The sequence below is a fragment of the Flavobacterium sp. ST-158 genome (genome assembly GCF_058309975.1).
Genome location: NZ_JBZEEN010000001.1, coordinates 80856 through 101106, shown reverse-complemented (window position 1 = coordinate 101106; position 20251 = coordinate 80856). Strand labels below are relative to the sequence as shown.

Here is a 20251-nt window from a genome sequence, read left to right as displayed (position 1 = left end):
TGGTTATTTGGTTATTTGGTTATCGAATAATCGAATCAACAAATAACCGAATCAACATTTTACCATTTGGCTAATGATTCATTAAAAATATCTTGGGTAATTCTATCAAAAATTTCTTTTAATGCTGTGTTTAATATAGCACCTTGCAGCTGTGTCTGTGCTGGGTAATCATAATAAAATTCAAATGTTTTTTCGAAATCGTCAGTCTCTTTATTTTTATTAAAAAATCGTACGTTTACTCTAATTTTTAATCGGTTTTGCGAAGCTTGTTGGTCAGCGGTAGCCGTCATTGGACTGATTCGGTAATCGACAATTTCTCCTTCATAGGTTAAATCAGCTCCGTTTTTTACTAAGTTTAAATTGGTTTGACTTTGAAGAATATCTTGGAGTGCCAGTGTGAAAGTTCTATCAATTCCTGGTTCAACTAATTCGGCATTGTTTTGAAAAAAATTCACCTGAAAGGTTTTAGCGTCAATTTTTCCGGTTCCGGTAAAGTTGTATATTCCACAGCTGTTAGTGATAAACAAAACGATTAGGAATAATAATAAATGTATTTTTTTCATATGCCTTAAGAGAAATTCCAAATGTTACGATTTTTCAAAAGTAAGCTTTTTCGAATTTGGATATTTAATTTTGTTGTTTTTTTACAAATCGAATTGCTTAATTTTTCGATACAGTGTACGTTCAGAAATACCTAATTCATCAGCCGCTGCTTTTCTTTTTCCTTTGTTTTTTTCTAATGATTTCTTAATCATTTCGATTTCTTTTTGTTCCAAACGTAGTACTTCTTCTTCTTCAATGGTTTCTGCAAACAGGTAATTATCATCAGAATTACTATAGTTGTCCGTGTGTGTTGGTGTCATTACGGCTGTTACGGGTTGTTCTTCAAATTCGATTTCGCTGTCTTGTTCTTTAGAACCGTATATTTTTTGAATTAAATTCGGATTGATATCCTGAGCTTTGGCAGCACCACTTTTCATTAATTCAAGAGTTAATTTTTTTAAATCATTCAAATCGTTTTTCATGTCAAAAAGCACTTTGTATAAAATATCCCTTTCGGTGCTAAAATCGCTTTCGCTTTTATTACTTTTAATTACCGATGGAAGGTTGTTGCCCTCTGTAGGCGGTAAATAAGATTGTAAAGTGGCACCCGAAATATCGCGATTGGTTTCTAATACCGAAATTTGTTCGGCTACGTTTCTTAACTGACGAATGTTTCCGCTCCAACGGTATTTTTGCAATAATTGTACCGCATGGTCATCCAGTTTTAAAGGGGGCATTTTGTATTTATGAGCAAAATCGGCTGCAAATTTTCGAAACAATAAATGGATGTCGTCTTTTCGGTCTCTTAAAGGAGGCAATGCAATATCCACTGTGCTCAAACGATAATACAAATCTTCTCTGAATTTTCCTTTTTCGATTGCATTAAATAAATTGACGTTTGTTGCTGCTACTATGCGTACATCCGTTTTTTGTACTTGAGAGGAACCTACTTTTAAGAATTCGCCGTTTTCAAGAATTCTCAATAAACGTACTTGAGTTGTTAAAGGCAATTCGCCCACTTCGTCAAGAAAAATAGTACCGCCATTAGCTACTTCAAAATAACCTTCACGGGTACTGGTAGCACCTGTAAAAGCTCCTTTTTCGTGACCAAAAAGTTCACTATCAATAGTTCCTTCAGGAATAGCTCCACAGTTTACAGCAATGTATTTGCCGTGTTTTCTATGAGAAAGAGAATGGATGATTCTAGGGATGTTTTCCTTTCCTACACCACTTTCTCCAGTAACCAATACCGAAATGTCAGTTGGAGCTACTTGAATGGCTTTTTCTATAGCACGATTGAGCTTTGGGTCGTTCCCAATAATCTCAAATCGTTGTTTTATTGATTGTACTGATTCCATTTCTATTTTATTTAAAGTGTTCTTTTTCCGGATTAAAAATCCTTCTGAATGAAAGTTTACTTTATGGATTTGTTTGATTAAGACCTGTAGCTGTTTTTTCTACTTTATGTTTTGGGAAATAAGTTCTTATAATGTAGAATGTTGCCCCAAATCCTAGAATAAAAGTAGCTATAGCGATGAGTATTTGTTTTCTTGTCATTTTTCTAAAATTAATTCATCTCACTTAAACCAACAGCTTCTCCTTTCAAAGTTCCGCTGGTGCAAGAAGTAATTTTTACATTTACAAAATCACCTATTTTGTAATTCTCTTTTGGGAAAACTACCGTTATACTTTGCGAATTTCTTCCTGAGAATTCATCCTTAGATTTTTTAGAAACTTTTTCGATTAAAACTTCTACTGTTTTTCCAATAAATTCTTCAGAGCGATACCAAGCGTGTTTTTGTTGCAAATCGACAATTTCCTGTAATCGTCTTGCTTTAGTTTCTTCAGGAACATCGTCTTGCATTTTTCTTCCTGCTAAAGTTCCTGGACGTTCAGAGTACGAATACATGTATCCAAAATTGTATTTTACATACTCCATTAAACTCATAGTATCTTGGTGGTCTTCCTCTGTTTCAGTTGGAAAACCGGCAATCATATCTTGTGAGATGGCTGCTTCTGGAATAATAGTTCTTATTTTGTCAATCAAAGCCATGTATTCCTCGCGAGTATGCAAACGGTTCATTTCTTTTAGAATTCTGTTACTTCCTGATTGTACTGGCAGGTGAATGTGTTTGCAAATGTTTGGATATTTAGCAATAATGTGCAGCACACTTTCGTGCATATCCTGCGGATTAGAAGTCGAAAATCGAATACGCATTTTTGGAAAAGAAACCGCTACCATCTCTAATAATTGGTCAAAATTGACTGCAGTTGCTTTTTGCATTTCGCTGGCGTTTTCAAAATCTTTTTTCAGTCCGCCACCATACCATAAATAGCTGTCTACATTTTGTCCTAAAAGCGTGATTTCTTTAAAACCTTTATCCCATAAATCTTGTATTTCACTCATAATACTTTGCGGTTCTCTACTGCGTTCGCGTCCTCTGGTAAAAGGAACTACACAAAAAGTACACATATTGTCGCAACCGCGAGTGATGGAAACCAAAGCTGTAATTCCGTTACTCATTAATCGAACCGGTGAAATATCACCATAGGTTTCTTCTTTAGATAATATGACATTGATGGCATCACGACCTTCTTCTACCTCGCTTAACAGATTGGGTAAATCCTTATAAGCATCCGGACCAACGACTAAATCGACGATTTTTTCTTCTTCTAAAAACTGACTTTTCAAGCGCTCTGCCATACAACCTAAAACGCCCACTTTCATTTTAGAATTAATACGCTTTACTGCATTGTATTTTTCTAAACGCTTGCGAATAGTTTGTTCTGCTTTATCCCGAATAGAGCAGGTGTTTACCAAAACCAAATCGGCTTCTTCTAAAACTTGTGTGGTATTGTATCCGTTACTGGATAATATAGAAGCAACTATTTCACTGTCCGAAAAATTCATTGCACAGCCATAACTCTCTATGTAAAGTTTTTTATTGTTTTCTGGTTTGTTTTCCAGTACAAGACTTTCGCCTTGTTTACTCTCTTCTATAATCTTTTCCATTCTAGTTGTTTCAAAGTACAAAGATAAGAGAAATCAAACGGATATGACAAGATGTCAGATGAAGAATTAACAGTATTTTTTGATTTAGCAGATTGTTGTTTTCTGTTTTATATTTTAGTTTTTATAAAATACTATTTTTAAGGCTACTAGTTGGCTTTTTGATGAATAATGAAAAAATACATATCTCTTCTTTAAATTTTAGGGAACTCCTTAAAAATTAAATCTATGCTAAAGAAATAGCCTCATGAAAGTCTGGAAATTATAGGTATATATAATTAAGGTATATGGTCAAATCTTTTAAAAATAAATTCTAAAGTCTTTGTATTTAAAAAAAATAGATACTTTTGTCTGAGAAAAATATAGCAATGGCAAAGAATTTAGTAATAGTTGAGTCACCTGCAAAGGCAAAAACAATCGAGAAATTTTTAGGAAGTGATTACCAAGTAGAGTCAAGTTATGGGCACATTGCCGACTTGCCTTCGAAGGAAATTGGGGTAGATGTAGAACATGGATTTAAACCTAAATACGAAGTTTCTCCTGATAAAAAAGCCTTGGTTACTAAATTAAAATCTTTATCTAAGAATGCCGAAACGGTTTGGTTGGCTTCCGATGAGGACCGCGAGGGAGAGGCTATTTCTTGGCACTTGGCGGAAGAATTAAAATTAGATAAAAACAAAACAAAACGTATTGTTTTTCATGAAATTACTAAAAATGCTATTTTAAAAGCAATTGATAATCCTCGTGAGATAGATTATAATTTAGTTAATGCACAACAAGCACGTCGAGTGTTAGACCGTTTGGTGGGTTATGAATTGTCTCCGGTACTTTGGAGAAAAATTAAAGGCGGACTTTCGGCCGGTCGTGTTCAATCGGTTTCTGTTCGTTTGATTGTAGAACGCGAGCGCGAGATTCAGGATTTTAATGCAATAGCTTCCTATTCGGTTGTAGCTGAATTTACAAATGAAGCAGGGAAATCATTCAAAGCTAAGTTGCCTAAAAATTTCAACACTAAAAAAGAAGCCGAAGATTTTTTAAATAAAAATATCGGTTCTACTTATAAGGTTTCAGATTTAGAAACGAAACCCACAAAAAAATCACCTACAGCACCATTTACAACTTCTACTTTACAACAGGAAGCAGCTCGTAAATTATATTTGCCAGTTGGAATTACCATGCAGTTAGCCCAACGTTTGTATGAGGCGGGATTGATTACCTATATGAGAACTGATAGTGTAAACCTGTCTAAAGAAGCCATGGATGCTGCTCAGGCTGAAATTATTAAGTCTTACGGAAAGGAGTTTTCTAATCCTAGGACATTTGCTAATAAAAGCAAGGGTGCTCAGGAGGCTCACGAGGCTATTCGTCCTACTGATATGTCACGTCATACAGTGAATATTGATAGAGACCAAGCGCGTTTGTACGATTTGATTTGGAAACGAACTTTAGCTTCGCAAATGAGTGATGCTAAATTAGAACGTACCAATGTAAAAATTGAAGCTAATAATCATAGTGAATTGTTTACAGCTTCTGGTGAAGTATTGCTTTTTGAAGGTTTCCTAAAAGTATATTTAGAAGGCCATGATGACGATGAAGAGGAACAAGAAGGGATGTTGCCTGCGATGAAAGTAAATGAGAAATTAGGAAATAATTTCATTACAGCCACTGAAAGATATTCTCGTCCGCCAGCTCGGTATACAGAAGCTTCTTTAGTGAAAAAATTAGAAGAATTAGGTATTGGTCGTCCATCTACTTATGCGCCAACAATTTCTACTATTATTAATAGAAATTATGTGGAAAAAGGGAATTTAGATGGGCAAGAACGTAATTATACCCAATTAACATTACAATCTGGGAAACTAGGAGAGAAACTGTTAAAAGAAAACACAGGTTCAGATAAAGGAAAACTAGTTCCTACTGATATTGGAACTATTGTGACTGATTTTCTGGTGAAAAATTTCGGAAATATTTTAGATTATAATTTTACGGCTAAAGTAGAACAGGATTTTGATGAAATTGCCGAAGGAAATATTGAATGGGCAACCATGATGCAGGAGTTCTATGATCAATTTCATCCAACGGTAAAAGATGTTGAAGCTAATGCGGACAGAGAAAGTGGAGAAAGAATTTTAGGAACGGATCCGGCAACAGGAAAACCAGTATCGGTTCGTTTGGGGAAATTTGGTCCAATGGCTCAAATTGGTGATGCGGAAGATGAAGATAAGAAGTTTGCCAGCTTAATGAAAGAGCAAAATATTGGAAATATCACTTTAGAGGAAGCTTTGAATTTATTTTTGTTACCAAAAGCTTTAGGGACTTATAAAGAGGAAGAAGTAGAGGTAAATAATGGTCGTTTTGGTCCTTATGTACGTCATGGTAGTGTTTTTATTTCTTTGCCAAAAGGAGAAGATCCATTAGCGGTTACTAAAGAAAGAGCGCAGGAATTAATTGATGAGAAAATAAAAGCCGATGCTCCAATTGCCACTTATAAAGGTGAAGGAGTGCAAAAAGGAACAGGTCGTTTTGGACCATTTATCAAATGGGGTGGTATGTTTATCAATGTGAGTAAGAAATACGATTTTGATAATTTATCGCAAGCTGATATTGAGGCTTTGATAGAAGATAAAATTCAAAAGAATATTGATAAGGTTATTCATAATTGGGAAGAAGAAGGAATTGTAGTTGAAAAAGCAAGATGGGGACGCTCAGTAATTCTGAAAGGGAAAATCAAGATTGAACTGAGTAAAGATGTTGATGCTTCAAAAATGACTTTGGAACAAGTGCAAGCCTTGATTGCTGAAAAAGCTCCTGCTAAAAAGGCGCCAGCTAAGAAAGCAGCGGCTAAAAAACCTGCAGCTAAAAAAACGACTACTAAGAAGAAATAAATTACTGTTTTTCTCTTGTTCTCGGGAAGTAAAAAAGTTGAGAATAAATATTATGATAGGATTTGATTTTCTGGAGCCAATAAACGAAGAATTTTTAGGTGTGTTACAATCGCTTAGCTCTCAACAGTTGGGAAGTAAAGTGGTTTTTCATACTAAAGATGATTTTCCGGATTTGGATAAAATAAAAATAGCTCTTATAGGTGTTTTTGAAAATCGTGGAAGCGCTAGTGTTGAAAATCAAGGAGATTTATCGGTTATAAGGCAGGAATTGTATAGTATGTATCCAGGAAATTGGGATGCTACTATTGCTGATTTGGGCGATATTTTACCAGGAAACACAAAAGAAGACACTTATTTTGCATTGCGTAAAGTAGTGGCTGATTTGATAAAAAATAAAATTATACCTATAATTATTGGTGGTTCACAAGACTTAACATACAGCATGTATCGTGCGTATGATGAGTTAGAGCAAATGGTTAATTTAGTTGCTATTGATAGTAAATTTGACTTTGGTAAAGAAGATGAACTAATGTCTAGTGATTCATATTTGTCTCAAATTATTATTGATGAGCCTAATAATTTGTTTAATTTTTGCAATATTGGTTATCAGACCTATTATAACTCTCAGGAAGAGATTGACTTGGTAGAAAAGTTGTTTTTTGACGCTTACCGTTTGGGTGAAGTCTCAAATAATATTGCTATTGCTGAACCTGTTTTTAGGGATGCAGATATTGTTAGTTTGGATTTAAACGCTGTCAAATCTGCCGATTCTGGTAATTTTGTTTCTTTTGCGCCTAATGGTTTTAATGGAAAAGAAATTTGTACTTTGGCTAGATATGCTGGAATCAGTGACAAGGTTTCTATGTTCGGTGTTTTTAATCATAGTAATTCAAGGCAAGAATCTGTTTTAATTGCCCAGATTTTATGGTATTTCATAGAAGGGTTTCATTATCGTTCCAAAGAATATCCTTTTGGTAGTAGAGAAAATTATATCAAATACAGTGTGCCTATTGAAGAAGAAACATTGGTTTTTTATAAAAGTGACCGAACAGATCGTTGGTGGATAGAAATACCATTTATTACTAATGGGAATAATAAATTAAAGCGAAATACGTTATTACCTTGTTCATACGAAGAGTATTTGGGAGCTTGTAATCAGGAGTTGCCGGAAAGATGGTGGAAAGCACAACGGAAAAATGTGCTTTAAAGCTGTTTTAAAATAGGTTTTAAAGTTTCTAAAAGAAATGTTGATAATAAGATTGTGTAGTTAAAAAATTACGTTTCATCCGATAAATATGCTTTTAATCGTGTTTTTGTGCATTTTATCGATAAAACATTTTTTTTATAATTTAATTAACTTTACATTTGAGTAAGTATTTAATAAAAGAAAAAAAATATTGTTTTATTAATAAATAATAAATACGTTTACACACTTAAAAAATAAAGAATAAATAACCCGAATTTATATGAAGAAGTTCATTGCATTTATAGCAATTTTGTCACTTTTAATAAGCTGTGGTAAATCGAGTGATAAAGGTGAGTTAGTCGGTGTTAAAGGAGCAAAATGGCATCCTGAGAAACCTTATGGAATGGCTTTAGTTCCAGGAGGTGCCTATATTATGGGTAAATCTGATGAGGATGTAGCAGGTGTGCAAGACGCTCAAACTAAAACAGTAACGGTGCGTTCTTTCTATATGGACGAGACAGAGATTACTAATAGTGAATACCGTCAGTTTGTAGAGTGGGTAAAAGATTCAACAATACGTATGAAGTTAGCAATTTTAGCTGATGAAACAGGTTCTAAGCCAGGTGATGGAAAAGGTAAGAAAGCTGGTAGTATTGGTGATTTTGCATTTAATGATGCTGATCCTGAAAAAATGACTGCTTACGATAAGTATATGTATGATAACTATTATAGTTTAGGTACTGCTGAAGATCCTTATGCAGGTCGTAAATTAAATAAAAAGGTAAAGTTAATTACGGATCCTAAAGCTTATCCAGATGAGTATTATGTAGAGGTAATGGATTCTATGTATATTCCAGTTGAGGAAGCTTATAATGGTTTACGTACAATTGATGTAGATAAATTGAAATTCCGTTATTCTTGGATGGATATTCAAGCAGCTGCTAAAGCCAAAGTTGGTAAAAGAAAAGATTTTATAAGAAACGAAGAAGTAAAAGTATATCCGGATACCACTGTTTGGATTAAAGATTTTTCATATTCTTATAATGAGCCAATGCACAACGACTATTTTTGGCATAAAGCTTATGGTGATTATCCTGTTGTTGGGGTTAAATGGACTCAGGCCAAAGCATTTTGTGCATGGAGAACTTTAAACAAAAACTCTTATATTAAATCTAAAAAATCAGGACGTGATTTGATTAACTCTTTCCGTTTACCAACAGAGGCAGAGTGGGAATATGCAGCAAGAGGTGGACTGGAATCGGCTACTTATCCTTGGGGAGGACCTTATACCAAAAATGATAGAGGTTGTTTCTTAGCAAATTTCAAACCCAATAGAGGTGATTATGCTGCCGATCAGGCTTTGTATACTGTGGAAGCTAAATCGTATGAACCAAATGGTTATAATTTGTATAACATGGCTGGAAACGTATCTGAATGGACTGATTCTTCTTATGATCCTAATGCTTACGAATATGTATCTACTATGAACCCAAATGTATTAGATGCATCAAATAAACGTAAAGTAGTTCGTGGAGGTTCTTGGAAAGACGTTGCATATTTCTTGCAAGTAAGTACAAGAGATTATGAATACGCTGATTCTGCAAGAAGTTATATTGGTTTTAGAACTGTTCAGGATTACATGGGAGTTCAAACTACAGGAACATCTAATGGCTTAAGAAAAAGATAAAAAATACCCTTAAATAAATTAAATAAAACCTACACTAACAAACTATTAAAAAACTTAAGATTATGGCATTATTAGGTAAAAAAGCAATGAATTTTGCATACGGAATGGGAGCAGCAGTTGTAATTATTGGAGCTCTTTTTAAAATTACCCACTTTGAAATTGGACCATTAACAGGTACTTTGATGCTTTCTATTGGATTATTAACGGAAGCATTTATTTTTGCGCTTTCTGCATTTGAACCAGTTGATGCTGAATTGGATTGGACGCTTGTTTACCCCGAACTAGCTAATGGCACTCCAAATGGAAATAGAAAACCAAAAGCTGAATCTCCTGCTGAGGCTCAAGGTTTGTTATCTCAAAAATTAGACAACTTATTAAAAGATGCTAAAATCGATGGTGAATTGATGGCAAGCTTAGGTAATAGTATCAAAAATTTTGAATCAGCTGCTAAAGGAATTGCTCCTGCTGCTGATGGAATTGCGGCTACCAAAAAATACAGCGACGAATTGTCTATGGCAGCTGCTCAAATGGAAGCGTTGAATAGTTTGTACAAAGTACAATTAGAAAGTGCTTCTAGAAACGCAGAAGCAAACAAAGAAATTGCTGAAAATGCGTCTAAATTAAAAGAGCAAATGCAATCTATGACGGCTAACATTTCTTCATTGAATAATGTTTATGGAGGTATGCTTACTGCAATGAATAATAAAGGATAATAATTAAGTTCGAAGACTATAAAACAAAATTACTACAACTAATTATTAGAAAATATGGCAGGAGGAAAACTAACCCCTAGACAGAAGATGATTAACCTGATGTACTTGGTTTTCATCGCTATGTTGGCAATGAATGTTTCAAAAGAAGTAATATCAGGTTTTGGATTGATGAACGAAAAATTTGAAAGTTCAAATGTAAATTCAATTCAATCCAATGAGCAAATGTTAGGTGCTCTAGATGCTAAAGCAGCAGAAGCTAAAGGTGAATTTGCTGTAGCATCACAAACCGCTCATAAAGTAAAAGTAATAACCGATAATTTCTATAATTACATCGCTTCCTTAAAGGAGCAAGCGACTAAAGGATATGAGGTAGATCCTGAAACAGGAAAATTACCTTATGAAGATATGGATAAAGGTGATAATATTGACGACTGGTTCACTGGAGAAGGATATACCAAAAAAGGTAACGAAATCATCGCAACCATCAATCAGTATAAAGCAGATATGAAATCGGCTTTAGAAGGAGATAAAAAATATGCTGCTATCATTAAAGAAGTAGAGGCGAAATTTGATGTTTCTGATGTTAAAAATAAAGAAGGTTTAAAAGACAAATTTTTGGCCTATCATTTCAAAGGTTTTCCAGCAATTGCTACAGTAGCAAAGCTTTCGACTTGGCAAAATGACATCAATAAAGCAGAATCTGATGTGTATAGTGCAGCCTTAGGAAAAGCAGCAGTAGCAGCAGCTTCTTATAGTAAGTTTGAAGCTATTGTTGTTTTAGATAAAAATGCTTATTTCCAAGGGGATCAGGTTACTGGTAAAGTTGTATTGGGTAAATATGATCCAGATGCAAAATTTAGTGGTTTCCAAGGTCCAGGTAAAGTTGTAAATGGTCAGGCATTAATCTCTTTAACCGCTGGTGGTATTGGAGAACAAACAATAGGTGGATCATTTAATATTATGGAAGATGGAAAACCGATTCCATTGAAATTCTCAGGGAAATATGTAGTAGTTCCTAAACCAAATTCAGCTACTATTTCTGCTGATAAAATGAATGTAGTGTACAGAGGGGTTTCAAACCCAATCTCGGTATCTTTTGCTGGTATTTCTGACAAAGATGTTTCGGTTTCAGCTCCAGGTTTGTCTAAAGTTGGAAATGGAAAATATGTAATGAATCCACAAGGTGGAAATGAAGTAGTAATTAATGTTTCTGCAAAACTACCAAACGGACAACCCGTTTCAGATAGAAAAGTATTTAGAATCAAAGGAATTCCTGGACCAACTGGAACAATTAGAGGAGAAATGGGAATCGTTAAAGGGCCTAAATCAAATCTTGAAATTGCTACAATTGGTGCTAAACTAGAAGATTTTGATTTTGATGTAAATTTGAATGTGGTTGGATTTAATTTAAAAGTTACTGGACAGCCTACTGTAGTTGTACAAGGAGATAGGTTAAATGCACAATGTAAATCGGTTCTTTCTAAAGCAGGAAGAGGTGATCAGGTTACTATTTCAGAAATTAAAACAAAATTGGTTGGTGCAGGTAATTATTTATTACCAAGAACAGCTCCGGTTATTTTTGAAATTCAATAATAAATACGTTTTACCCACAGGGTTACATCAATTCTTATTAATGATACTATGATGAATATGAGAAATTTTTTGATACTGGCAATCTCTTTAATTGGAGGAGTGGCTTCTTATGCTCAGTCTAATTTACTGAATGCTAAAATTCCAGAAGAAATTGGATTGAAAACTCCTGCGCAACTCATTTCAGATAATGATAAGCCGTTGGCTTATGGGTATGTTCATGATAGAGATGTATTGATGGGTAGAATGGTTTGGGAAATTATTGATTTAAGTGAAAAAATTAATTTTCCACTATATTTTCCTGTAGATACTGCTAATATTGGTTCAAACAGACGTTCTCTTTATGACGTTTTAACTAGAGCTATAAAAAGTGGAGAAATTACCGAAGTATATGCAGATAGTTATTTCAATACCAAAAAAACCTATAGAGATATACAGGCTTCTTTAAGCAGAATTGATACTACAGATGCTGGTAGAGAACAAATAAATGCAGGTCAACGTGTGTCAGAAGAATATGTCTTAAGATCGGATTTAACAGCTCAGGATGTGACTCAGTATAAGATCAAAGGTTTTTGGTATTTCGATAAACGTCAGAGTGAGTTGAAGTATCGCTTGTTAGCTATTTGTCCAGTGACACCTGATGTTTATACGATGAATAGTGATGAGAAAGATTATATTGAATTGTTTTGGATTTTTTTCCCAGATGCAAGAGATGTGCTTCATGAAGCCAAAGCTTTTAATAATAAAAATTCTGCCATGCCAATTTCTTTTGACCAAATCTTGAATTCAAGACGTTTTAATAGTGTCATCTATAAGGAAGAAAATGTTTATGGTGATAGAGAAATTAAAGAATACATGAAAGATAATGCTCAAAGCCAATTATTGGAAGCTGAGCGTGTGAAAGAAAAAATTCGTGATTTTGAATCAGATATGTGGAATTACTAATATTGATGCCACAACAAAATATAAAAACTCTTACCGGATGGTAGGAGTTTTTTGTTTTCTGTATTTTTGTTCCAAATTAAAAAAGTATGATTGATTATTTAATTGTGGGTTGTGGTTTAGCGGGGATTTCATTTTCTGAATTGGCTTTGGCTAATAATAAAAGTATTTTAGTGATAAGTAATGAATCGCAAAATTCATCCAAAATCGCCGGAGGCTTGTATAATCCAGTTATTTTAAAGCGTTTTAGCGAGGTTTGGCAAGCAAAGGAACAATTGCTTTTAATGAATCAATTTTATGCTGATTTAGAGCGAAAACTTAAGGTGAAGCTTGATTTTAAAAAGCCTATTTTACGTAAATTTTTCTCTATTGAAGAACAAAATAATTGGTTTGCTGCCTCAGATAAAGCTGCTTTAGCTCCTTTTTTATCCGCCAAAATTATTACAAAAAAATATGAAGGTATTGATTCTCCGTTCAATTATGGCGAAGTATTACATACAGGTTATGTAGATACGGCTTCTTTATTGGAATTGTATAAAAAATATCTTTTAGGCGAGCAGTTTTTGTTGCAGCAAACATTCGATTATGAAGGATTAGAAATACTTCCAAATGGAGTTAGTTATAGGGGTGTAGAAGCTAAACATATCATTTTTGCAGAAGGTTTTGGTATGCATGCCAATCCTTATTTCAATCATTTGCCCTTAGATGGAACTAAAGGAGAGCTTTTTATTATCAAAGCTCCTGATTTGGATTTGGACGTAATTGTCAATACAAGTGTTTTTATACTTCCTTTAGGTAATAATTTGTTCAAAGTGGGAGCTACTTACAATTGGAAAGACAAAACCGATTTGCCTACCGAGGAAGGAAAACAGGAATTAGTGGAACGGATTAAAGAAATAATCAATTGTGATTTTGATATTGTTTCCCATTTTGCCGGAGTGCGTCCAACGGTTAAGGACAGAAGGCCTATTGTAGGAACACACCCAGATAGCAGCTATATTCATATTTTGAACGGTTTAGGTACTCGTGGTGTAATGCTAGGGCCGGCTATGGCCAAAGCATTATTTGAAAATATTGAATATGGAATTCCTTTGCAAAAAGAAATCAATATTAACCGATTTGAAAAACGTAAAAGATAATTTTAAGCTTTAAAATTAGGGTCGTAATGCACAAACATATTAATGTAAATGTTCCTCGACCATCGCAATACCATTGGCCCTAAAATAATAAGGGTAGCAATTATCATAATAAAGGATGTTTTTATAGTTGCTTCAAAAAATAAATAAGAAACAATAAAAGCGGCAATTCCAATAGCCACATTTAGTCCGTAACTGACATACATGGCTCCGTAAAAAAAGGAAGGCTCAATTTGATATACCAATCCGCAGTGGGAACATTTGGTATTCATTTTTAAAACATTAGCTAAATTGTATGGGTTTTTATCCACATACATGCTTTCATTTTGACATTTCGGACAAGTTCCTGTTAAAATACTATTTAGTTTGGATCCTTTTTTTAACATTTGCAAAAATTTTTATCAAAGGTACATTTTTATAGAAAGTACCCATGTAACATTAGTCACAATATATGCTTAATATACACAATTTATCGGTTTCGTTTGGTGGTACTTATTTGTTTGAAGAAGTTACCTTTCGATTAGGAGCTGGAGATAGAGTCGGTCTTGTAGGGAAAAATGGAGCAGGAAAGTCCACCATGCTTAAAATGTTGGCCGGTGATTTTGCTCCCGATTCTGGAGTAATTTCTCAGGAGAAAGACATGAAAATGGGATTTCTGCGTCAGGATATTGATTTTGAAAGAGGAAGAACTGTTCTGGAAGAAGCTTATGAAGCTTTCACAGAGATTAAAATTGTTGAGAAAAAACTTGAAGAAATCAATCATCAATTGGTTACCAGAACCGATTATGAAAGTGAGGAATATTCTAAGATTATTGAAGATTTAGCAGATTATACCCATCGTTTTGAATTATTGGATGGTTACAATTATGTAGGGAATACTGAGAAGATTCTGTTAGGATTGGGCTTCAAAAGAGAAGTATTCGATAATCAAACGGAAACTTTTTCGGGAGGTTGGCGAATGCGTATTGAATTGGCCAAATTATTATTGCAAAATAATGATGTTCTCTTGTTGGATGAGCCTACCAACCACTTGGATATTGAAAGTATTATTTGGTTAGAAAATTTCCTTCGTAATTATCCGGGAGTAGTTGTGATTGTTTCGCACGATAAAATGTTTTTGGACAATGTGACTAACCGAACCATTGAAATTTCGCTTGGAAAAGCTTATGATTTTAATAAGCCGTATTCGCAATACTTAGAATTACGTGAGGAGCTTCGTGAAAAACAATTAGCTACACAAAAAAACCAACAGAAAAAGATTGAAGAGACTCAAAAATTGATTGACAGATTTCGATATAGTGCTACCAAATCCTCGATGGCGCAGTCTTTAATCAAAAAATTGGATAAGGTAGAGCGCATCGAAGTCGATGAAGACGACAATTCGGTGATGAATATTTCGTTTCCGGTTTCTAAAGAGCCCGGAAAAGTTGTTATTGAAGCTGAAAATGTAACCAAAGCATACGGTGACAAAACGATTTTAAAAGACATTTCGTTGCTGGTAGAACGAGGCAGTAAAATTGCTTTTGTGGGACAAAATGGTCAGGGAAAATCAACTTTTATCAAAGCATTGGTGAATGAATTTGAATACGATGGAACAATCAAATTAGGGCACAATGTTCAGTTGGGGTATTTTGCTCAAAATCAAGCCGAATATTTAGATGGCGAAATTACCTTGTTGCAAACCATGGAAGATGCTGCATTGGATACGAATCGTTCAAAAGTACGCGATATGTTAGGTTCGTTTTTATTCCGTGGAGACGATGTAGAGAAAAAGGTAAAAGTGCTTTCAGGAGGGGAGAGAAACCGTTTGGCATTGTGTAAATTGTTGTTACAGCCAATCAACGTGTTGCTGATGGATGAGCCTACGAACCACTTGGATATTAAGTCTAAAAACGTATTGAAAGCCGCTTTACAAAAATTTGGAGGAACTTTATTATTGGTTTCTCACGACAGGGATTTTCTTCAGGGAATGTCTAATATTGTTTATGAATTCAAAGACCAAAAAATAAAGGAATATTTAGGCGATATCAACTTTTTCCTGGAACAGCGTAATATGGAAAATATGCGTGAAGTAGAGAAAAAAGAAGTGGTTAAAACAGCGGCTCCTAAAGAAAATAAAAAAGTCTCCTACGAAGACCAGAAAAAAGGGAAGACCTTGCAAAACCGTTTGAGTAAAATTGAAAGCCAAATCAGTCAGTTGGAAAAAGACATTCAGCACGATGATAAAATGCTTGCTTCTAATTATGATAAACACATTGAAGATGCTGCCTTTTTTAAAGCCTACAACAAAAAGAAAGCTGATTTAGATCAATTATTACTGGACTGGGAATTGGTTCAGGAAGAGATTGATAATTTGTAGTTTATCTATTGTAATTACGCAGAGATTCCCAAAGGAGTCACAGAGATTCGCCGAGTTTTTTTATTACTCAACGAATATCTGTGATTTTTTTGTTTTTGTGTGTGATTACTTTGTGGATTTTTAAAAAGAATTTTTCGTCAAAAAAAATAAAAATAGTTTTGCAAATTGTTTTTTATTAAATTGCTAATAGATTTATGTTGTTTAGTTTTGAAAGTAGAACTAGAAAATATTTTCGCAAAATCTTTTAAATCATATAAATGAAATGTTTTGACATAATATTGATTAATATTTATAAGTTTTTGAAAATTACAAATTTCGATTATTTTCAAACAAAAAATGTCGATGTCAAATTACATGCTTTTATATTGTTTAGCGGACTTCAAAGTATTAATCTATATAATGCTATAAGTATATTGTATTTTTTTTCTTTTTCTAAAGTTGAACCACAATTACTAATTTATATTGCTTTTATATTGCCTTTAATTTTTAATTATATAATTTATTATAAAAATAAAAGATTTGAGGAAGTATTTAAATCTAAGTTGTCGGATAAAAGTTTTTTAAACTATTTTTTGACTTTCTTATATGTTGTAGTTACATTTTATTTAATGAATATAGTTAGTCAATATATTAGGAATAATTCTTGACTTTTAAGCTCCGCAAAGTTTGTAACCAAGACTGTAAGGAACTAGGCTTTGCTGAGTTTGAAATTAAATTCATATTTGAATCTGCTAAAATGTGCGTGCCATATTTTAAACATAAAGATTAACTAATCAACCCAATTTTCTTAGAATGTGCGATGGCTTCTTTACTTTTCTTAAAATAACAGACCTCTACAGATAGACTTTCCAGATTTTGCAGGGTTTTAATCACTTTGTTTTTTTTTTCTTTGGCTGTTTGTCGGATATAAATGGCCTGAATGGTCAAGGGGAAAATTTTAGCAATGGCTTCGTATAAAAAAGGATCTTCCTGTGAATCATCACCAATAAGCACATATTTTAAGTTAGGGTAAAATTCCAAAATGTGTTTGATCTTCTCAAACTTATGATTGTGTCCGCCTCTGCCGGTCCAGAAAAATTGAGAAAGGCTGGTTTTAATGTCTTTTAGTAATAAAACAGCCTTAGGCAATTGATGAATTTCGGTAAACTTGACAATAAACCGATACAAATTCCACTCACTACTGGAAACATAAAAAAAAGTATTCAGTTCTTGATGGCCATCTCTTCCGGATTGGCTCAAAGCCTGATAATGTACAGTAACGTCTTCAAATATTTTACGTCGGTTGACATTGTGAAATAATAGATTGTATAATTTTCGTAGAGGATTCAAAGTGTAGGAAACCAAAAAAGTGTCGTCTATATCCGAAATAATGCCCAAATGGTCCACTTTTGGACGAATGTAGCTTTCCTTAGCCGCGATGGTTTTTCCCTTATAGGTTAAGCTAACTTCATAGTCTACCCAGCCATAATCATCCTGATTTAGCGGGATACAAAATTTAAAATAGCCATCATTGAGTGTTCGGGTATGGATGGTTTTTTGGTGGTGTTTTAAATAAATATCGGCATTAGACCAGGTTTTCATGCGGTACATTCCTATGATGGAACTCGCATTTTTAAAGTTTTTATCCTGAAAATCATAATCTACTTTTTTGGTGGGCAAAAAAACATGTCCCATTACAATGAGTTCCTGCTCATTCGCATAACCCCGATATAATTTTATAATAGGTTTCATTTAACGCTTTCTTTTGTAATCTATTCTAAATTAGCTAAATTTAAACTAAATAGGAAGAGAAATGCAGAAAAATAATGTCATAATGGTGGTAAATCCCATTTCGGGAGGAATTAATAAGGCTGCTTTGATTGCGCAGGTTTCACATTATGCACAATATTTAAAGCTCAATTTGTATTGTTATGAAACTTCTGGAATTGATGATTTAGAGGGGGTTAGGGATTTTTATAAAGAATATAAACCCCAGCGTGTGATTGTTGCAGGTGGCGATGGAACGATAAAATTAGTAGCCGAAGCTTTAGATGAAGAAGATGTTGTTTTTGGGATTTTGCCTGCAGGTTCTGCAAATGGATTGGCAACCGATTTGGACCTGTTAAAAACGGAAGAGGAAAATATTGCTATTGCTTTTCAAGAGGACTTTGTAATGATTGATTGTATTCTGATAAATGATAAAATCTGCATACATTTGAGCGATTTAGGATTAAACGCTGAACTCATTAAAAATTATGAAAAGAGTGCTCTAAGAGGGAAATTAGGTTATGCTTTGCAACTTTTTAAAACGCTACTATATGCTGTTAAATCATTTCATGTTAAAATAAAAATTAACCAACAAACACTCGAGACCAATGCCCGAATGATTGTTATTGCTAATTCCCAAAAATATGGAACTGGAGTTGTAATCAATCCTATTGGTATTATGGGGGACGGAAAGTTTGAATTGGTGATTTTAAAGCGAATTACTTTTGGTGTTTTTATGAAATTTGTGTTGCGAAAAATTTCAGTTTCCTCTAAAGATGTTATTGTGATTTCTACTGATAAAGCGTCGGTTCAGATTAATAAACCAGTTAGTTTTCAGGTTGATGGAGAGTTTTGTGGCTCAGAAACAGATTTGAATATTAGCATTATTCCCAGAAAATTAAAGATTGCTTTGCCAAAAGCTAATTAATTTCTTTGAAAGGATTTCTTTGTTTCCATTCTAATTTAGGTTCAAAATAATGAAAGGTTTTGGCAACAAATAAATTCAGAAATGAATTATTGTGTTTGATTAACCCATACATTTCAACCGCATTTGCACCTACTGAGCTTTTGATTTCCAATGCTGTTCGGGCAAAAATGATTCGGCTGTATTTTTTGTTTACGGAATAGGCTATCATGTCATACAGCATGTTGAGATACAACATTTTTTCTTTTTGGCAGTTTTCATCATATCCTAAAAAATAGGTATCGATGTCGTTACCATTTTTAATTAAAGTGTTGAACCCAATTAGCTTGTTATTACTGAAATAACCATAAAATAAAAAATGATCTTTTAGATTTTTTTTGAAAATTTTAAAATGATTTTTGCCTAAATAAAAGGTATTAAAAGGTGCTTTTTGAGCCACATTCATATAGAGTTCGTAAATGCGTTCCTGATTCATTTGGATTTCCTCCAGACTCATTTTTTGTTTGTGAAGATCCTCCGATTTTTTTCGGGCTCTTTTGTATTGATCTCTGTATTTTTTAGTAAGTTCTGCTAGATAATTATCAAATGAATGCCATGAATTTCTAATATCGAAAATCATATTGGGTTGGGTAGAAAAACGGTAAAAAGAACGAAATTCAGGAACATCAAAATCTTTAATTTGCTTGTTTGAAAAATCTTTGAAAATAGTGAGATGCGGACCTTTTTCTTGCTTTTGGTATAGCTGTTCCAATGCATCAGCAGCTTGTTTTAGAATTCTGACACAAGTTTTTTCAGGAACTTTTTTGCTAAAAGCGACACCATTTTGTCCCGTTAACATATTGTTTCCAATGATGAGTACTCTGGAGCCAAATCTTTTAAAAACAAAATTTCTAATTTTCATTCGTAAACAATGATCTCTTTCACCAAAAGAAGGAATCTGACTTAAATCCAAAAATTGTGAAACCGCAATTCCAATCAATTCCTTTTTTTGATATAAAGCAATGAATCTACAGTTCATGTTTTTGGGAGCTGCAGTTTCGAGTATTTTTAGATAATTTCGGGAAAGAAAAATGTTTTTATGTGCCAAATCATCCCATGATTCTGGTAATAAATTGATAGTTTCGTATATTATAAAAGAAGAGTCTGATTCCAAATCTGTGAGGGATTAATCGATAGCGAAGTTACTATTTTAAGTGGATTAGTATGTTAAAAGATTCAAAATAACTAACTTTATACAAAAAGAAATATCATGGAGACTTTTAATAAAATTACAGCTGAATCTCTCATGCAGGAATTGAAAAATTGGGTTTTTCAAAAAGATGGAATTGAGAAAAATTTTCAGTTCGAAAATTTTAATCAGGCATTGGCTTTTATAGTACAAGTGGGTTTATTGGCTGAACAACACAACCATCATCCGGAACTCTTTAATGTGTATAATAAAGTAACTATCCGACTATCAACACATGATGCGAATGGAGTAACCCATAAGGACTTTGATTTGGCTAAAGCCATCGATAAATTATCTTAAA

17 protein-coding genes are annotated in these 20251 nt (G+C 33.6%); 10 read left to right on the top strand and 7 right to left on the bottom strand.

Going from position 1 to position 20251, the window contains the following annotated elements:
• Positions 1-59: 59 nt before the first annotated feature.
• The 4 genes from AC4FRF_RS00340 to miaB form a co-directional block, all read right to left on the bottom strand.
• The gene (locus AC4FRF_RS00340) at positions 60-563 is read right to left on the bottom strand and encodes an LptE family protein (RefSeq protein WP_491157455.1); all 504 of its coding nucleotides are present in this window, start codon (positions 561-563) and stop codon (positions 60-62) included.
• 81 nt (positions 564-644) lie between these two features.
• Complete coding sequence (locus AC4FRF_RS00335) at positions 645-1901, bottom strand: sigma-54 interaction domain-containing protein (protein WP_491157454.1); 1257 nt, start codon at positions 1899-1901, stop codon at positions 645-647.
• A gap of 61 nt (positions 1902-1962) precedes the next feature.
• Positions 1963-2100 carry a hypothetical protein gene (locus AC4FRF_RS00330; RefSeq protein WP_491157453.1) on the bottom strand — a complete coding sequence of 46 codons (138 nt, stop codon included), beginning with the start codon at positions 2098-2100 and terminating at the stop codon, positions 1963-1965.
• A gap of 10 nt (positions 2101-2110) precedes the next feature.
• Positions 2111-3556 (bottom strand): tRNA (N6-isopentenyl adenosine(37)-C2)-methylthiotransferase MiaB, encoded by a 1446-nt coding sequence (miaB, locus tag AC4FRF_RS00325; RefSeq protein WP_491157452.1) that lies wholly within the window; start codon positions 3554-3556, stop codon positions 2111-2113.
• Between the two features lie 365 nt (positions 3557-3921).
• Between miaB and topA the strand changes: the two genes are divergently transcribed.
• From topA to AC4FRF_RS00290, 7 genes are all read left to right on the top strand, one after another.
• Entirely contained in the window at positions 3922-6438 is a 2517-nt protein-coding gene (gene topA / locus AC4FRF_RS00320) for a type I DNA topoisomerase (RefSeq protein WP_491157451.1), read from the top strand.
• Positions 6439-6493: 55 nt separating this feature from the next.
• Positions 6494-7645, top strand: coding sequence for a formimidoylglutamase (locus tag AC4FRF_RS00315; protein ID WP_491158282.1), 1152 nt, complete (start codon positions 6494-6496; stop codon positions 7643-7645).
• A 259-nt stretch (positions 7646-7904) separates the two neighbouring features.
• On the top strand, positions 7905-9311 hold the full coding sequence (gene porK / locus AC4FRF_RS00310; RefSeq protein ID WP_491157450.1) for a T9SS ring complex lipoprotein PorK/GldK: 1407 nt from the start codon (positions 7905-7907) through the stop codon (positions 9309-9311).
• Between the two features lie 62 nt (positions 9312-9373).
• Positions 9374-10024, top strand: coding sequence for a type IX secretion system motor protein PorL/GldL (porL, locus tag AC4FRF_RS00305; RefSeq protein WP_491157449.1), 651 nt, complete (start codon positions 9374-9376; stop codon positions 10022-10024).
• 54 nt (positions 10025-10078) lie between these two features.
• Positions 10079-11617 carry a type IX secretion system motor protein PorM/GldM gene (porM, locus tag AC4FRF_RS00300; protein WP_491157448.1) on the top strand — a complete coding sequence of 513 codons (1539 nt, stop codon included), beginning with the start codon at positions 10079-10081 and terminating at the stop codon, positions 11615-11617.
• A gap of 51 nt (positions 11618-11668) precedes the next feature.
• Positions 11669-12559 carry a type IX secretion system ring subunit PorN/GldN gene (porN, locus tag AC4FRF_RS00295; RefSeq protein ID WP_491158281.1) on the top strand — a complete coding sequence of 297 codons (891 nt, stop codon included), beginning with the start codon at positions 11669-11671 and terminating at the stop codon, positions 12557-12559.
• A gap of 86 nt (positions 12560-12645) precedes the next feature.
• Complete coding sequence (locus AC4FRF_RS00290) at positions 12646-13695, top strand: NAD(P)/FAD-dependent oxidoreductase (protein ID WP_491157447.1); 1050 nt, start codon at positions 12646-12648, stop codon at positions 13693-13695.
• Between the two features lie 2 nt (positions 13696-13697).
• On the opposite strand, the gene AC4FRF_RS00285 is transcribed toward AC4FRF_RS00290, so the two are convergent.
• Complete coding sequence (locus AC4FRF_RS00285; RefSeq protein ID WP_491157446.1) at positions 13698-14078, bottom strand: DUF983 domain-containing protein; 381 nt, start codon at positions 14076-14078, stop codon at positions 13698-13700.
• Positions 14079-14143: 65 nt separating this feature from the next.
• On the opposite strand from AC4FRF_RS00285, the gene abc-f reads away from it, so the two are divergent.
• A complete protein-coding gene (gene abc-f, locus AC4FRF_RS00280; RefSeq protein ID WP_491157445.1) occupies positions 14144-16051 on the top strand; it encodes a ribosomal protection-like ABC-F family protein in 1908 nt (635 codons plus the stop codon).
• A 765-nt stretch (positions 16052-16816) separates the two neighbouring features.
• Here abc-f and AC4FRF_RS00275 read toward each other — a convergent pair.
• Positions 16817-17782 carry an App1 family protein phosphatidate phosphatase gene (locus AC4FRF_RS00275; protein ID WP_491157444.1) on the bottom strand — a complete coding sequence of 322 codons (966 nt, stop codon included), beginning with the start codon at positions 17780-17782 and terminating at the stop codon, positions 16817-16819.
• A 61-nt stretch (positions 17783-17843) separates the two neighbouring features.
• Between AC4FRF_RS00275 and AC4FRF_RS00270 the strand changes: the two genes are divergently transcribed.
• On the top strand, positions 17844-18725 hold the full coding sequence (locus AC4FRF_RS00270; protein ID WP_491157443.1) for a diacylglycerol/lipid kinase family protein: 882 nt from the start codon (positions 17844-17846) through the stop codon (positions 18723-18725).
• On the opposite strand, the gene AC4FRF_RS00265 is transcribed toward AC4FRF_RS00270, so the two are convergent.
• Positions 18718-19875 (bottom strand): peptidogalycan biosysnthesis protein, encoded by a 1158-nt coding sequence (locus AC4FRF_RS00265; protein ID WP_491157442.1) that lies wholly within the window; start codon positions 19873-19875, stop codon positions 18718-18720. The two genes, AC4FRF_RS00270 and AC4FRF_RS00265, sit on opposite strands and share 8 nt — an antisense overlap.
• A 96-nt stretch (positions 19876-19971) precedes the next feature.
• On the opposite strand from AC4FRF_RS00265, the gene AC4FRF_RS00260 reads away from it, so the two are divergent.
• Positions 19972-20250 (top strand): 4a-hydroxytetrahydrobiopterin dehydratase, encoded by a 279-nt coding sequence (locus tag AC4FRF_RS00260; RefSeq protein ID WP_491157441.1) that lies wholly within the window; start codon positions 19972-19974, stop codon positions 20248-20250.
• The last annotated feature ends 1 nt before the right edge of the window (position 20251 follow it).